The sequence below is a fragment of the Actinomadura miaoliensis genome, from assembly GCF_039536785.1.
Classification (GTDB): domain Bacteria; phylum Actinomycetota; class Actinomycetes; order Streptosporangiales; family Streptosporangiaceae; genus Spirillospora; species Spirillospora miaoliensis.
The window spans coordinates 28,994-42,463 of sequence record NZ_BAAAZG010000039.1 but is presented as its reverse complement, the minus strand read 5'-3'; the positions used below and the strand labels follow the sequence as shown (position 1 = coordinate 42,463).

General features: G+C 71.0%; 19 protein-coding genes. 8 read left to right on the top strand and 11 right to left on the bottom strand.

Going from position 1 to position 13,470, the window contains the following annotated elements; genetic code table 11:
• Positions 1-17: 17 nt before the first annotated feature.
• Both ABD811_RS25680 and ABD811_RS25675 read right to left on the bottom strand, forming a co-directional pair.
• On the bottom strand, positions 18-434 hold the full coding sequence (locus ABD811_RS25680) for a DUF6463 family protein (RefSeq protein ID WP_344952595.1): 417 nt from the start codon (positions 432-434) through the stop codon (positions 18-20).
• Positions 431-1,003 carry a TetR/AcrR family transcriptional regulator gene (locus ABD811_RS25675; protein WP_344952593.1) on the bottom strand — a complete coding sequence of 191 codons (573 nt, stop codon included), beginning with the start codon at positions 1,001-1,003 and terminating at the stop codon, positions 431-433. The genes ABD811_RS25680 and ABD811_RS25675 overlap by 4 nt, the downstream gene beginning before the upstream one ends.
• Positions 1,004-1,215: 212 nt before the next feature.
• Between ABD811_RS25675 and ABD811_RS25670 the strand changes: the two genes are divergently transcribed.
• Positions 1,216-1,770, top strand: a complete 555-nt coding sequence (locus tag ABD811_RS25670) for a hypothetical protein (protein WP_344952591.1) — start codon at positions 1,216-1,218, stop codon at positions 1,768-1,770.
• Between the two features lie 194 nt (positions 1,771-1,964).
• On the opposite strand, the gene ABD811_RS25665 is transcribed toward ABD811_RS25670, so the two are convergent.
• The 6 genes from ABD811_RS25665 to rpmG form a co-directional block, all read right to left on the bottom strand.
• A complete protein-coding gene (locus ABD811_RS25665; protein WP_344952589.1) occupies positions 1,965-2,258 on the bottom strand; it encodes a replication initiator in 294 nt (97 codons plus the stop codon).
• A gap of 31 nt (positions 2,259-2,289) precedes the next feature.
• A complete protein-coding gene (gene rpsR / locus ABD811_RS25660) occupies positions 2,290-2,553 on the bottom strand; it encodes a 30S ribosomal protein S18 (protein ID WP_344952587.1) in 264 nt (87 codons plus the stop codon).
• A 127-nt stretch (positions 2,554-2,680) separates the two neighbouring features.
• Positions 2,681-2,845 carry a 50S ribosomal protein L32 gene (rpmF, locus tag ABD811_RS25655; RefSeq protein ID WP_344952585.1) on the bottom strand — a complete coding sequence of 55 codons (165 nt, stop codon included), beginning with the start codon at positions 2,843-2,845 and terminating at the stop codon, positions 2,681-2,683.
• 8 nt (positions 2,846-2,853) lie between these two features.
• The gene (rpsN, locus tag ABD811_RS25650; RefSeq protein ID WP_344952583.1) at positions 2,854-3,159 is read right to left on the bottom strand and encodes a 30S ribosomal protein S14; all 306 of its coding nucleotides are present in this window, start codon (positions 3,157-3,159) and stop codon (positions 2,854-2,856) included.
• Positions 3,159-3,395: a 50S ribosomal protein L28 gene (gene rpmB, locus ABD811_RS25645; protein WP_344952581.1), complete on the bottom strand. Its 237-nt coding sequence runs from the start codon at positions 3,393-3,395 to the stop codon at positions 3,159-3,161. The genes rpsN and rpmB overlap by 1 nt, the downstream gene beginning before the upstream one ends.
• Positions 3,395-3,559, bottom strand: a complete 165-nt coding sequence (rpmG, locus tag ABD811_RS25640; protein WP_344952579.1) for a 50S ribosomal protein L33 — start codon at positions 3,557-3,559, stop codon at positions 3,395-3,397. Before rpmG ends, rpmB begins: the two co-directional genes overlap by 1 nt.
• 64 nt (positions 3,560-3,623) lie before the next feature.
• Between rpmG and ABD811_RS25635 the strand changes: the two genes are divergently transcribed.
• Positions 3,624-4,775: a CobW family GTP-binding protein gene (locus ABD811_RS25635; RefSeq protein WP_344952577.1), complete on the top strand. Its 1,152-nt coding sequence runs from the start codon at positions 3,624-3,626 to the stop codon at positions 4,773-4,775.
• 83 nt (positions 4,776-4,858) lie between these two features.
• Positions 4,859-5,671: a class I SAM-dependent methyltransferase gene (locus ABD811_RS25630; protein ID WP_344952575.1), complete on the top strand. Its 813-nt coding sequence runs from the start codon at positions 4,859-4,861 to the stop codon at positions 5,669-5,671.
• 608 nt (positions 5,672-6,279) lie between these two features.
• On the opposite strand, the gene ligA is transcribed toward ABD811_RS25630, so the two are convergent.
• On the bottom strand, positions 6,280-8,271 hold the full coding sequence (ligA, locus tag ABD811_RS25625; RefSeq protein ID WP_344952573.1) for an NAD-dependent DNA ligase LigA: 1,992 nt from the start codon (positions 8,269-8,271) through the stop codon (positions 6,280-6,282).
• A 17-nt stretch (positions 8,272-8,288) separates the two neighbouring features.
• Here ligA and ABD811_RS25620 point away from each other — a divergent pair, with 17 nt between their 5' ends.
• Positions 8,289-8,507, top strand: coding sequence for a hypothetical protein (locus ABD811_RS25620; protein WP_344952571.1), 219 nt, complete (start codon positions 8,289-8,291; stop codon positions 8,505-8,507).
• 297 nt (positions 8,508-8,804) lie between these two features.
• A complete protein-coding gene (locus ABD811_RS25615; RefSeq protein ID WP_344952569.1) occupies positions 8,805-9,023 on the top strand; it encodes a hypothetical protein in 219 nt (72 codons plus the stop codon).
• Positions 9,024-9,588: 565 nt separating this feature from the next.
• Here ABD811_RS25615 and ABD811_RS25610 read toward each other — a convergent pair.
• Positions 9,589-10,578 carry a YeiH family protein gene (locus ABD811_RS25610; RefSeq protein WP_344952567.1) on the bottom strand — a complete coding sequence of 330 codons (990 nt, stop codon included), beginning with the start codon at positions 10,576-10,578 and terminating at the stop codon, positions 9,589-9,591.
• A 71-nt stretch (positions 10,579-10,649) separates the two neighbouring features.
• Between ABD811_RS25610 and ABD811_RS25605 the strand changes: the two genes are divergently transcribed.
• Positions 10,650-11,624 carry a LysR substrate-binding domain-containing protein gene (locus tag ABD811_RS25605; protein ID WP_344952565.1) on the top strand — a complete coding sequence of 325 codons (975 nt, stop codon included), beginning with the start codon at positions 10,650-10,652 and terminating at the stop codon, positions 11,622-11,624.
• An 89-nt stretch (positions 11,625-11,713) separates the two neighbouring features.
• Entirely contained in the window at positions 11,714-11,971 is a 258-nt protein-coding gene (locus ABD811_RS25600; RefSeq protein WP_344952563.1) for a hypothetical protein, read from the top strand.
• A gap of 32 nt (positions 11,972-12,003) precedes the next feature.
• On the opposite strand, the gene ABD811_RS25595 is transcribed toward ABD811_RS25600, so the two are convergent.
• The gene (locus ABD811_RS25595) at positions 12,004-12,636 is read right to left on the bottom strand and encodes a TetR/AcrR family transcriptional regulator (RefSeq protein ID WP_344952561.1); all 633 of its coding nucleotides are present in this window, start codon (positions 12,634-12,636) and stop codon (positions 12,004-12,006) included.
• A gap of 87 nt (positions 12,637-12,723) precedes the next feature.
• Between ABD811_RS25595 and ABD811_RS25590 the strand changes: the two genes are divergently transcribed.
• Positions 12,724-13,368, top strand: a complete 645-nt coding sequence (locus ABD811_RS25590; RefSeq protein WP_344952559.1) for an isochorismatase family protein — start codon at positions 12,724-12,726, stop codon at positions 13,366-13,368.
• Positions 13,369-13,470 lie beyond the last annotated feature (102 nt).

Genomic DNA, 13,470 nt, shown 5'->3' with positions numbered 1-13,470 from the left:
GAGGTCAGTGGCAACGGTCAGTGCGGACGGCCATCGCCTTCCTGACCTGCCCTCGGGGTGGGGTGGCGGGCGCCCCAGAGGGCGAGCAGGCCGATCGCGAGGACGGGCCAGCCGCCGGTGACCGGGAAGTAGATGACGCACAGCGGCACGCCGACGGCCACCAGGTACCAGCCGGTCTGGGCGGGCAGGCGGCCGGTTGCGCGGACGATGGACCGCGTCAAGGTGCCCATGGCCAGGAGCGCGATTCCCGAGACCATCCACCAGATGCTGAACTCCCGGAGGGCGTAGTCGTCGGCGCCGGTGTCGACGACGCTGCGGAAGACGCCGTCCCGGGCGATGGCGTCCCATGCGTGCGGCTGGGTGAAGGCCCAGACGAAATGCAGCAGCGCGGTGACGATGATCAGGCGGGGGACCCATCGGGCGGACGCGGTCACGGGGTGTCCTTCTCCTGCTGTTCGCTCGGGTCGTGGGGGGACAGCCGCAGGACCAGTTCGTAGATCTCGCGCAGGTCGTTCGCCGGGACGGGCGGGATGATCTGCTGAGCGCCGATGAGGATCAGATACAGCAGCCGGGCCATGGGCTCTATCTCGGCTTCCGGTGCGCCGAGGTCGCGCCAGAGACCGCGCAGGTACCCGATGCGCGTCCCGTCCACATGCTCCTGGAAGGCGCGGACTTCGGGATCTTGCAACGCCCACGAACGGAGTGCGGTCTCCAGCCCGTCGCTGTCGTTCTTGTCTTCGAGGACCAGATCGAGCAGCCGCTGGAGCCTGCCGCGGGCGGAGGCGCCGGCGATCTCGGCGTCGGAGATGAAGCGGCCGGTGTGCTCGTCCTCGAAGTGCGTGAGCAGGGCTTCCTTGAAGCCGGGGATGCCCTTGAAATGGTGGTAGAAGGACCCCTTCGTCACGCCGAGTTCGGCGCATAGCCGCTCGATGGTCAGGGCCTGCGCGCCGTCCCGCTCCAACACCGACCGCCCGGTCTCAAGCCACTCTCGTCGACTCGCCATGCGACGAACATACCATACCGTATGGTATGCCCTTTGGGATGTGCTCGGCTCGGCCCGTTCCCGAGTGCGCAGGGGTGATCGTCGACGCCTTCCGGGCGACCGGCTTCGCCCGTCAGAGCTAACCGCTTCCCTCTGCCGGTTGATGCGGGGCATGCCGCGGGGTCGGGAGGCTGCTCAGCGAAGCGATCAGTAAACCAGCGAAGGAGCCGCCCGTGACGACCTCGACCACCGACCGACCTCTGGTCCCGCCGCCGGCCCGCTGGGCCGTGTGGGCCGCCTGGGCTGCACCGCTGGGGGTTCTGCCGTCCGCCGTCTGGCGCGTCGGGGCGGGGCTCGGTGACGGTCACAGCCGGATGGAAGCCGCGTACATGCTGATGCTGAGCTGCCTGTCCGTGGGGCTGGCGTTCCTCACCGTCGGCCTCGTGCGGGACTGGGGGGAGACGTTCCCGCGCTGGGTGCCCTTTGCCGCCGGTCGTCCCGTGCCTGCCCGCGCCGTCACACAGATCGCGCGGGTCGGCGGCGTGCTTCTCGTCGTCATCACCCTGTACGGAGGGCTCAACGGCATCTTCGGGTTCGTCGACGAGGGGCCCAGGCTCATCGAGCAGGAGAGGGAGTACGAAAAGCCTGAGGCCTGGGTGACCTACCTGTATCTGCCCGCCGCGGCCTGGGGCTTCCTGGTCCTGGCGGTCGCCAGGGACTACGCCCGCCGGATGGCGGCGAGGCCGGGTGGCGCCCTCGTCCGCCCGGTCGCCGGCGGACCGGCCTGACCAGCACCGAGTCGGTTCTCCGTGGTGGTTTCCGTGGTGGGCACGGAGGTGGCGCGACCGTGGAAGGCGAAGCGCTCGCCGAGCGGGACCGATTTCGCCGCAGCGAAGAGCGCCCTGACCGATCTCGGCCGCCTGGTCGTAGGTCAGGAGCCGGTCATCCGGGTCGAGGGGTGTCACGTTGGTGCGCTTGGTGCTCACGCTGCCTCCGCAGTTGCCGAAAGTTCGGTGAGTGCCTCGTTGAGCTGTCGCCGCCGGGTGACGCGTTCATCGATCAGCAGCAACAGCCGGTGGTGAGCGGGTTTGACGTCCGGATCACCAGGCCCGGCGCGTTCCCACAGGAACCGGCGATCACCGGCCGCCGGCCCCGTTGCCGAAATCCCGGCCTCAGCCAGACGGGCGAGCACCCAAGCCACCCGGTCGGCCTTGTGGTCGGCCAGGGTCGTGCCGGACCACTTGCGTGAGACCAGGACACGGCGGCCGCCGATCAAGGGGCGAGCGTCTGCCTCGTCTGCCGAGCGTTCACTGATCCGCTCCGCGTGCGGATCGAGTGGAGGGACGGGAGCCATAGGGCAGCAGGGCCATCTCGCGGGCGTTCTTGATGGCCCGGGCGAGTTGCTTCTGCTGCTGGACGGTCACGCCGGTGACGCGCCGGCTGCGGATCTTGCCGCGGTCGGAGATGAACCGCCGCAGCAGCTCGACGTCCTTGTAGTCGATGTAGGTCACGCCGTGCAGCGGGTTCGGCTTGCGGCGCCGGTCTGGACGGCGGGCGCGGGACGCGGTCATGCGGACTCTCCTCCCAAAGCAACTATCAACACGCATCAGGCCGCCTCATGCCTCGAAGCGGGGGCGATCTGAGCAGGCGGGCGGAGACGGACAGGGCCTCCGCCCGCTTCCCGGTCACATCCGATGGTCAAGGACTGAGAAGTCCGTCGCGGTAGGCGCGGACGAGGTTGCGCGGCACGAGGACCCGACGCCCCTCGACGGTGATCGGCACCAGCTCGGGAGTGGAAGCCTTCCAACGCGAGCGTCGCTTGCGGGTGTTGCTGCGGGACTTCCTGCGTTTGGGGACGGCCATCGATTTCCTTACCAGCTCGACTTGGTGATGCCGGGGAGCTCGCCGCGATGGGCCATCTCGCGGAAGCGGACGCGCGAGAGCCCGAACTTGCGCAGATGCCCGCGCGGCCGTCCGTCAACGGAATCGCGATTGCGGACGCGGGTCGCGCTGGCGTCACGCGGCTGTCGCCGCAGCTCGCGCAGCGCGGCGTCGCGGATCTCCTCGGCGGTGCGGGGGCTGTTGATGAGGCGCTTGAGCTCGGCGCGCCGGGCCGCGTAGCGCTCGACGGTGGCCTTGCGGCGCTCGTTCGCGGCGATCTTGCTCTTCTTGGCCATCAGACCTTCTCTCCCCGGGCGCGGATGCGGGCCACGGCCGCCTCGATGCCGATTTTGTCGATGGTCCTGATGGCGCGGGCGGACAGCCGCAGCCGCACGTACCGGCGCTCGCTGGGCAGCCAGTACCGCTTGGTCTGGATATTGGGGTCGAACCGGCGCGGGGTGCGCCGGTGCGAGTGCGACACCTTCTTGCCGAAACCGGGCTTGGCGCCGGTCAGCGGGCAACGGGCGGGCATCAGCGTTCCTCCCGGTAGAGCACGTGCCTGCGGACGATCGGGTCGTACTTGCGCAGGGTGAGGCGGTCGGGGTCGTTCCTGCGGTTCTTGGTGGTCACGTAGGTGTGGCCGGTGCCTGCGGTGGAGCGCAGCTTGATCACCGGCCGCAGTTCGTTACGGGCCATCGGATCTCCTCTCGACCCATGGCATGATAGCGATAACCGTTTTCATTTGTGGAAGGGGTTCGCCATGTCCGTTCCCGTCGTGCTGGTGGCCGGGCTGCACGCCACGGCCCGCGCCGCCGTCGTCGACCGGCTGCTACGCGAGCACCCCGGCGGCCTCGCGATCCACCACGATCTGCGTGAGATCGCCGGCGGGCTGGTGACGCGCACCGTCCGCACCGCCGACACGGTGCTGGAGCAGGCCGCGGTCCGGCTGGAGCATGGCTGCGTGACCTGCACGGTCCGCGAGGACCTCGTCCCTCAGTTGCTGCGGTACGCGCGCCAGGCGGAACTGGTGGTCGTGGACCTGTGGGACTGCGTCGAGCCCCGGTCGGTCGCCGAAGCCCTGGCCCACCCCGAATGGAACGGCGACATCCGGCTCACCGGCGTGCTGACCGCGGTGGACGCCGAGCTCATGCCCACCGACATCTGCCGGGGCGAGCGGCTCACCGAGGTCGGCAAGCCCGGCGCCGTCGCCGACGAGCGCTACCTGGCCGAGGTGCTGGCCCACCAGATCGAATACGCCACCGCGCTCGTCGTCCCGGACACGCTGCCCGCCCCGCTGCCCCCGGCCGGTGACGACGATCTGCGGCTGTGCCGGGAGATCCTCGGGCACCTGGCGCCGATGACTCCGGTCACCATGCCCGGCGAGCCGCTGCCGCCCCTCACCGGCCCCGCGCTGTGCCCCCACGAACTGGCGGCCCGCGTCGACCCGGCCACCGCCCAGTTGCCCTGCCAGGCGCACACCCCCGCAGTGGACACCGTGGTCTGGAGGCGCACCGCACCCCTGCACCCGGCACGGTTCTTCGACGCCATGGACGTCCTGGCCACCGAGTCGGTGCGCAGCCGCGGCCGCTTCTGGCTGGCCAACCGTCCCGACCGCATGCTGGCCTGGGACGCCGTGGCCGGCATCGTCACCGTGGAGGACGTCGGCCCCTGGCTGGCCGCCCTCCCCGACCCCGCCTGGGAGACGGTTCCGCCCGCCCGCAGGCTGGCCGCCTCACTGGACTGGTCGTCCGACCACGGCGACCGCGTCCAGCACCTCGTCCTCACCGGCCCCGGCCTCGACCCCCACCAGATCTACGCACTGCTCGACTCCTGCCTGCTCGGACCGGGCGAACCCGCGACGGGCATGGACGACCCCTTCGCCGACATCCTGGACCTCAACACGACCGGATGAGCCGTTACCCATCCGGCGCCGCCGCCCCGACCGTCCGCGGCGCGTGGTGACGCGACCGGATCAACAGCCGATGGGAGAGGCAGATGCAGGAGTCTCAGCCCCCGCAGATCGGTGAGGTCTTCGATGCCACAGCGCGTGATCACAACGCGGCGGCCGGGCGGCTGTGGGATCCGCTCGGCGAGGCGTATGTGGAGTGGATCGGCCCGGCCCTGGGTGCTCAGGTGCTGGACGCCTGCTGCGGGGCGGGAGCCTCCGCGATCCCGGCCGCCCGAGCGGCGGGCGCAGCCGGACGAGTCGATGCGGTGGACGTGGCCGCCGGCCTCGTGGAACTGGGACGACGGCGCGCCGCGGCGGACCAGCTCGACCAGGCGCGCTTCCACGTGGCCGACGTGACGGCATGGTCTTCTCCACAGCCCTACGACCTGATCCTGTGCGGCTACGGAGTGTTCTTCCTGCCGGACATGGACGCCTCGGCCCGCCGACTGGCGGGACTCCTGCGTCCGGGCGGCCGATTCTCGGTCGCCACCTGGGCTGAGGGAGCGCTGGAGGACTTCGGAGCGCTGGTGCTCCGCAGCGTGTCCACCGAGCGCCCCATGGAGCAGACCGACCCGCCCGCCCGGCGAGCCGGCCGGCGCATCAACACCGAGGCCGCACTCGGCGACTGGGCGGCGAGCCTCGGACTCGGCGACGTGCGCGTACACCGGATCGTCCACACAGTGGCGCTCACCCCCGACAACGCCTGGGACTTCGTCGTCGGCACCGGCTTCCGCGCGATGCTGCACGATCTCGATGACCAGGCCGTCGCCCGGATCCGTGACCGACTGCTGAAGACGCTGGCCACCGAAGGGCCCGACCAGCTCGACACCACGTCCCTCGTCGCGGTCGGCACAGCCTGACGCGCGTTCACCCCTGTCCCAGGCGCCGGCGGCCACCGAATCCGGGTCAGGTCGCCGGCGTCCAGGACGGGCGGACAGCCCGCGATGGCCAGCCGTCGCAGCACATCGGGGGCGATGGTGCTCTACCGGACGCCATCAGCCGGGAGATCCACTCAGGCCGGGGCGCAGGCTGCACGTCGCGTGGCGGAAGCGGGTCCTGCCCGGTGCCGCTGACGGCTCTGACCTGTAGGGGGTCGGTGGAAAAGAACGGCAACAGGGCCGCCAGCGCGGGATGGGCCGGCCGTTTCGTCGTCTGCTCCCATTGGGCGGTGCTGGTCGGTTGGCAGCCGAGGGCCAGCAGGCCGCTGAGGTAGTCGGCGGCCAGGCGGTCGTCAAGCAGGCCGAGCGCGTAGGAGGCTTGGCGCATCCGTTTCGCGGGAGGCGCCGGAGCGGCGGATTGAGGAGTTCGGGGCCCGGCTGATCGAGATGGAGTCGTCTTCGCCGGATGTGGTGCCGGCCGGGGAGGCACTGTTCTCGGTTCGCGTATCGAGGCTGGAGGACTAGCAGCGCGGCATCCCGGTCTTGGCGGAGGCCGGACTCCGACCGATCGGCTGCGCGTGCCCGATGTGTTAGATGACGCCGGCTTCGGCCAGCCAGCGCCACAATTCGTCCTGGTTGACGACCGTGACCCCGAGTTTTTCGGCTTTGCCGATCTTCGCTGCACCGACGTTGTCGCCGGCGAGCAGGTAGTCGGTGTTGGCCGAGACCGACGAGGCGGTCGTCGCCGCCGCCTGCTCGACCAGGCGCGTGACGTCCGGCCGGCTGATCTTCGCGCCCGAGCGCGGGTCGGTGAACGCGCCGGTGATCACGACGGACTTGCCCTTGAGCGGCGAGTCGCCGGCGGCCGCCGCGTCGACCGGCCGGTCCTCAGCCAGCACATCGAGATTCACGCCGCGCTCACGTAGCGCCGCGATCTCCTCCTGCACCTCCGCGCGGGCGAAGAAGGCCACGATGCTCTCGGCGACCTTCGGTCCGATATCGCGGATCGCCACCAGGTCCTCGACCGTTGCCGCCGCGATGTCCTCGATGCGCTCGTAGCCGGCCAGGCACAGGCGCTTGGCCGTGCCCTCGGAGGCCATCGGGATCGCCAGCCCGATCAGTGCGCGCCGCAGCCCCATGCCCTTGGAGGACGCGATCGAGTCGATCATGTTTTTGGCGCTGACCTCGCCCATCCGCTCGTAGCCGAGCAGTTGCTCGACTGTCAGGTCATAGAAGTCGCTGCGGCGTTTGAGCACGCCGTCCTCGGCGAGCTTCTCGATCCAGGTGTCGCCGACCCCTTCCATGTCGGCCGCCTGGCGCGAGGCCCAGTGCATCAGTCGCCGCGTCGCCTGCGCCGGGCACTGCAGGTTCACACACCAGCGCTCTTCGCCGGTGCCGCGAACCTCCAGTTCGGAGCCGCACGACGGGCAGTGCGTCGGCGGGACGATCTCGACCTCGCTCCCATCGCGCCGCTCCGGCAGCGAGCGACCCGCGAACGGAATCACATCGCCGCGACGCACGACCGCCACCGTGTCGCCGATCCGCAGGTCGCGCTCGCGGATCAGCCGCGGGTTGTGCAGGGTGATGTTCTCCACCGTCACGCCGCCGACGAACACCGGCGCGACCTTCGCGCGCGGTGGGACACGGCCGATCTTGCCGACCGGCCACTCGACCGACAGCAGCGTCGTCAGCTTCTCCTCCGGCGGGTACTTGAACGCGATCGCTCCGCGCGGCTCGGCGCTGTTGAAGCCCGCCGCGTCGAACGCCGCCGGCTCGTGCAGCCGCACGACCGCGCCGTCGATGTCATAGTCCAGCCCGTCGCGGCGGCCGCCGATCTCGTGGATCGCGTCCAGCACCTCTTCGGCACTCGCGCACACGTACTGGGCGACCGGCTCGAACCCCGCCGGGATCTCCACCGCGGCGCCGTGGCGATCAGCGCCGAACGCGAAGAACCTCAGCAGCCGCTTGGCCTTCGCAGCCGCTTCGGGGTCCTTGAGCACCAGCGTTCCGGCGGCGCCCGACCGCGGGTTGGTCAGCGTCCGGTCCGGGTGCGCCTCGTTGTAGGCGGCCCACACCGACCGCAGCATCACGGCCTCCCCACGAACCTCGACGCGCCCAGGCGCCGAAATCTCGGTCGGGAGCCCCGGAATCACGTGGCGTACCTTCTCGGTCACCAGCTCGCCGACCGTGCCGGTGCCGCGCGTGGCAACGTAGTCGAGCTTTCCGTCGACGTAGACGACGCTGAGCGAGAGCCCGTCGAGCTTCTCCGACACGCGGAAGACCTGGCCTGCGAATCGTCCGCAGAACGTGCGGATCTGCTCCTCGCTCGTCGCCTTCGCCAGCGAGAGCATCGGGCGCGCGTGGCGAATGGTCGGGCCGGTCAGCTCCGCGGGCGCGTTGACCTTGCCGAGTGGGCTGTCGGCCGGCTCCAGTTCCGGGTGCTCGGCGACGAGCGCCGCCAGCTCGTCCTTCAGCGCGTCGTAGTCAGCGTCCGGCAGCGGGCTGTCGCCGGTGCCGTAGTACAGGTCGTTCAGCCGCTTGACCTCGGCCGTCAGCTCAGCGATGCGCTTCTCAACGTCCACCCCCACGATTAAACGCGATGGCTCCGACATTGTTCGCGCCCCTTGCCCTGGTGCCCGAGGCATTGTCGGCGCCCGCCCGCATGCTCCTGGCGGCCTGGCTGGACGAACGCAGCCGCCAAGACGGCCCGCTGCGGACCGGGCAGCGCGGCCCACCGACCACCTCCGGCCTCGCCCAAGTCCAGGCGGCGGGCCGGCGGCGACGGCCGCGCTGCTGTGGGGTGGCGACGCCGCGGTGAAGAACGTCTGGTCGCCGAAGCCTCGTCGCGAAATGACGTCTCCTTGGCCGCTGAGGCGGAGTCTGGCCGGCCCATGCGGCAGAGCGTCGCGAAACTCCGCCGACGCCGGGCAAGAAATGGAAATCGTTCACTTATGGCTGCCGGACCGGGCGCGGTCCGGCCAGCGAGAGGATCGAGCGCGATCCAGGAGGTGGGCCGAGTAGCGGCACAGCAGGACGAGCACATGGTGAGTCACGGACGGCGCCGGAACCGGCGGGCGCATAGGACACCGCGCTGCGCGCGTCCGTGAGGATTTCGTTGTCCGACGACGAGCATCAGGTCGTGGCGACGGCAGCTGCCAAAGAAGGGCTCGCGATCGGGGCGTTGGCGGCTCAGACGGTGTTGGCGGTGGCCAGGGGGTGTGCGCGTCCGGAGCACGCGTCGCTGCGGGAGAGGCTGGCGTCGATGATGCAAGCCGCCAGGCAGGCACGGCGGGTTGCGGTGACTCTCAATCAGGCCGCCTCGGCGTTGAACTAAGGAGAGCCGCCAGCGCAGTTGCGGTGGGACGCTCCGAGGCCACGGTGCAAGCAGCGCGCAAGCTCGACAAATTGGCCGACGAAGTGCGTCAGCATTTTCCCTGCCCCGAGGGGCGATGGTTGATCGGGAAGGTTTTGTGGGGCCGGTCGGCGGCAGGGGGTGATCCGGTATTTGTACGCTCCCGGGCGTCATGGCGAGCACCGAGGAGCAGGTCTTCGAGCGCCTCCGTTACGGTCTTGGTACGACTGCGCTTCAGCCGGCAGGAGCCCGGACCGGCTCACCGGATACGTCGCCATGTGCCCATCTGACGCCTGTCCGCCGTGCCACTATGACGAGCGCAGCCCCGAGGGCGTCCGCGAAGATCTTGTCTCGATCCTGACCGGCGTGCTGGTAGATCAGCGCCGCCCGCGTCAAGGGCGGCGGCGCTCGCGCCGCCGCACCGGCCCGCGCCCACGCAGCCCGGAGCGTGCGGGGTGGGCGGCGGCAATCTGGGGCGCTTCACCGTCCATCACACTGCCGCAGCGCGCCTGGCACGGTGATGACAGTGCGAGGTGAACTCGGCGCCTTACGGTCCGAAGAGCGTCAGCGCGGTGAGCGAGACCGCGCCGACCAGCACCGTCGACAGGGCGCCGAGCAGGAGTCCCCGCCGCCCGGTCTTCACCAGAGCCCGGACGCGCACCGCCGACCCGAGCCCGAACATCGCGGCGGCCAGCAACACCGTCGAGGCTTCTTTCGCGACCGCCAAGGCCGAGCCCGGCACCGCGCCGGTGCTGCGCACCGCGAGCATGACCAGGAACCCGACGACGAACAGCGGCACGACCGGCGGCCGGCCCTCCGTGCCGCGCCGCTCGACAATCCCCATCCCGGCCACCATCGGCGCGAGCAGCACCACACGGGTCAGCTTCACGATCACGGCCGTCCCCACGGCGGCCGCGCCTGCCGGCGAGGCGGCCGCGACGACCTGCGCCACCTCGTGGACGCTCAGCCCCGCCCACATGCCGAGCGACTGATCATCCAGGCCGAGCACCCTGGTGCCGAGGAACGGCACGAGTGCGATGGCGGCGCTGCCGTAGATCGTCACCAACGTGACGGCGGTGGCGACGTCCTTCTTGTCACTGCGGGTCACGCCGTCCATCGCGACGATCGCCGAGGCGCCGCAGATCGAGAACCCGGTCGCCACCATCAGCGCCAGCCCGCGGGACACACCGACCAGCCGTCCGAGCACGATCGTCCCGGCGAACCCGGCCCCGACAGTGATCACCACGACGGCCAGCATGCCGGGCCCGAGCCGCAGCACCTCGCTGACGCTCAGCTGCAGGCCCAGCAGCACAACGCCGACCCGCAGGAACTTCCGGGTCGCCCACTGCAGACCGTCCGACGTCGCCGTCGGCAGCACCCCGCCCAGCACCACCCCCAGCAGCACCGCCACGGTCAGCGCGCTCAACGCCGGCACCGACCAGTTGACCACCATCGCCGCCGCCGCGCCCGCCACGGCCACCGCGACACCGGGCGCCGTTCGTCCCAGTGCCGGGCGCGCCATCTCCAACGTGTTCATGTACGCGAGCCTTCTTCGGCCCGGCCGCCGCCGGTACCGGGTGATTCGACCTCACGTCATAACCTGAGGGCATGTCTCACCCGGACGTGGAGTCGCTGCAGCTGCTCGTACACGTCGCCGACCAGGGCAGTCTCTCCGCCGCGGCGGCCGAGCTCGGGATCAGCCAGCCGGCGGCGAGCAAACGGATGTCCCGGTTGGAACGCCGCCTCGGCCTGCGCCTGCTCGACCGCACCCGCCGCGGCTCCGCCCTCACCCCGGACGGCGCGCTGGTCACCGCCTGGGCCCGCCGCGTTCTGGACGACCTCGCCGCCCTCACCGACGGTGCCGCCGCTCTCCGCCGCGCGCGCACCGCGCAACTCTCCGTCGCGGCCAGCCTCACCGTCGCCGAATACCTGCTACCCGCCTGGATCGGTGAACTGCGCCGCGGCCACCCGGAACTGCACGTCGGACTGCAGGTCACCAACTCCGCGCGGGTCTGCGAGCTGGCCCGGCACGGCGAGATCGACATCGGCTTCATCGAGTCGCCCGGCCGCCCGGCCGGGCTCCGTTCCCGTGCCGTCGCGGGAGACCGCCTCGTCCTGGTCGCGCCGCCCGGCCACCGCTGGACGCGCCGCCGCCGCCCCGTCGACCCGGCCGAAGTCGCGGCCACCCCGCTGATCAGCCGCGAAGCCGGCTCCGGCACCCGCGAGGCCGCCGCTCAGGCGCTGGCCGCGCACGGCCTGCGTCCCGTCCCGCCCCTGCTGGAGTTGGGCTCGAGCACCGCCGTCCGCAACGCGGTCGTCGCCGGCGCCGGCCCGGCGTTGATCAGCGAGCTCGTCGTGACCGCCGACCTCGCCGCGGGCACACTCGCGGAGATCCCCATCGCCGGCCTGACACTGGAACGTTCCCTCTGCGCCGTCTGGCGCACCGGCACAACCCCCACTGGCCCCGCCGCCGCCCTCCTGACCCAGGCCCGCCGCCGCCTCACCAAAACCCCCCGATCACCCTCGCCCGCCCACACCAGCCAGCCCGCCCCAGCACCTACGCGCGATGCGACAAGGGCGTAGGCATCCCGGTTGATCGCCGAGGTGCCGAGGCTGACGATGAATCACGATGAGCCGGGCGGCGATGTCCATTTGGTGGATGGGGCCTGCTGGTGACCGACGGCTGCCGATTCCTTTCCGACGTTCTCGAACACCGGGTCGACCCCGCCGTCGAGAACGCGTTGGCCGCCATACTGCGCAAGCGTCCCGTGACCTGGGAGACCATCCTCACGCTCCGCGAAAACCACCAGATCGGCAACCTGGACATCGCGGCGCTGGTCCTCCGGCACGGATGGCACTGGCGCAAGCACAAGCCTTACCGGATCACGCTTCCGGACGGACGACCGGACGCCGCCCGTCGCCCTGATTGACCTCGGCGTCCACCTGGCGCCGCGGGCCTCGCTCAGCCGGTGGCCGGGGGCCGGCCGGGGGTGCCTTGGAGGATTCCGGCCAGGGTCATGGTGAGGTAGCGGGTGAGTTCTTCGGGGGACATGGCGGCGAGGGGGCCGTCGGCCAGGACGTAGCGGCTGAACGTGACCCCGATGAGGTGGGCGCCCACCAGATCGACCCGCTGGGGGACGTCCGGCCGGTCGAGGACGGTGCCGTAGGCGTTGACGCTCTCCTCGCGCATGGCGCGCAGCAGCGCCTTGGCGGCGTCCTGGTCGGCGGCGGCGCTGCGGATGAGCGCGATGAAGGGATCGGCGCCGTCCGCCGACTCCATGCGCGCGACGTAGGCGCGGGCCACGCGCTCGGCCAGGCCGGCGGCGTCGCCCTGAACGCTGTCGGCGAGGTCGCGGGTGCCGGGCACGGCCGCGAGGAAGAGCTGTTCCTTCGTCGAGAAGTGCAGCACCACCAGCCCGTGGGTCACCCCGGCGCGCTGTGCGATCTCCCGGATGGTGGCCTTGGCGTAGCCGCGCTCGGCGAAGACCGAGCGGGCCGCGGCCAGGATGGCGGCCCGGCGCGCCTCGGGATCGCGCACCCGCTTCTTCTTCGGCGCCGGATGCCCCGCGCTGTGCTGTGACGTGTCGGACACCATGCCCCTTACTGTACGCGTGGACATTAGCAGTGGGCGGGAGGTACGTTACTAACCAATTGGTCATTAGTGCCGCCTGAAGGGACGACCATGGACCTCGAACCGCTGTCCCCCGACAACGCCGCCGTCGTGCTGGTCGACTACGCCGTCGGGTTCGCCAACCTGTTGCGCTCGCACGACCTGCGCGAGCACATCGCCAACGCGGTGGGGCTCGCCAAGACCGCCAAGCTCTATGGCAGCGGCCTGGTGGTGACCAACGGCGAGGCGTCCAAGCCCTCCGGCCCGCTGTACCCGGAGCTGCTGGTGGCCATCGGCGACCACCCGGTCATCGAACGCTCGACCGCGTTCAACTCGTTTCTCGACCCCGACTTCGCCGAGGCCGTCCGGGCCACCGGCCGGCGCAAGCTGATCATCGGCGGGATCGCCACCGACGGATGCGTCCTGCAGACCGTCCTGGGCGCGCTGCGCGAGGGCTACGAGCCGTACGTGGTCGTCGACGCCTCGGCCTCGCTCAGCAGGGAGGCCCACGACGCGGCGGTGCAGCGGATGGTGATGGCCGGTGTCGCCCCGGTCACCTGGTGGTCGGTGGCCGCCGAGTTCCAGCTCCAGCCGCGCTTCGCCGACGCGCCGTACCGGGCGCAGCTGATGGCCGAGTTCCAGCCGGCCATGACGATGGCGGGCCGCACGTTCTTCGCCGGAGCCGCCCACGGCCGCCCGGCCGCCGCCACGGCCTGAAACCATCTGGATCAATGTGCCCGGGCGGGCCGCCGCCCGGGCGCGGACATGCGAGCCCGACGCCGATGTGGCGAGGTCATGTGCCTTGATGCGGCCACATCC

Coding starts and splice junctions, on each gene's coding strand:
- ABD811_RS25610 (WP_344952567.1), bottom strand. CDS start 10,578: ATGAACACGTTGGAGATGGCGCGCCCGGCACTGGGACGAACGGCGCCC.
- rpsN (WP_344952583.1), bottom strand. CDS start 3,159: ATGGCCAAGAAGAGCAAGATCGCCGCGAACGAGCGCCGCAAGGCCACC.
- ABD811_RS25595 (WP_344952561.1), bottom strand. CDS start 12,636: ATGGTGTCCGACACGTCACAGCACAGCGCGGGGCATCCGGCGCCGAAG.
- rpmB (WP_344952581.1), bottom strand. CDS start 3,395: ATGCCCGCCCGTTGCCCGCTGACCGGCGCCAAGCCCGGTTTCGGCAAG.
- ABD811_RS25620 (WP_344952571.1), top strand. CDS start 8,289: ATGGCTCCGACATTGTTCGCGCCCCTTGCCCTGGTGCCCGAGGCATTG.
- ABD811_RS25590 (WP_344952559.1), top strand. CDS start 12,724: ATGGACCTCGAACCGCTGTCCCCCGACAACGCCGCCGTCGTGCTGGTC.
- rpsR (WP_344952587.1), bottom strand. CDS start 2,553: ATGACCGCGTCCCGCGCCCGCCGTCCAGACCGGCGCCGCAAGCCGAAC.
- rpmG (WP_344952579.1), bottom strand. CDS start 3,559: ATGGCCCGTAACGAACTGCGGCCGGTGATCAAGCTGCGCTCCACCGCA.
- ABD811_RS25635 (WP_344952577.1), top strand. CDS start 3,624: ATGTCCGTTCCCGTCGTGCTGGTGGCCGGGCTGCACGCCACGGCCCGC.
- ABD811_RS25630 (WP_344952575.1), top strand. CDS start 4,859: ATGCAGGAGTCTCAGCCCCCGCAGATCGGTGAGGTCTTCGATGCCACA.
- ABD811_RS25605 (WP_344952565.1), top strand. CDS start 10,650: ATGTCTCACCCGGACGTGGAGTCGCTGCAGCTGCTCGTACACGTCGCC.
- rpmF (WP_344952585.1), bottom strand. CDS start 2,845: ATGGCCGTCCCCAAACGCAGGAAGTCCCGCAGCAACACCCGCAAGCGA.
- ABD811_RS25675 (WP_344952593.1), bottom strand. CDS start 1,003: ATGGCGAGTCGACGAGAGTGGCTTGAGACCGGGCGGTCGGTGTTGGAG.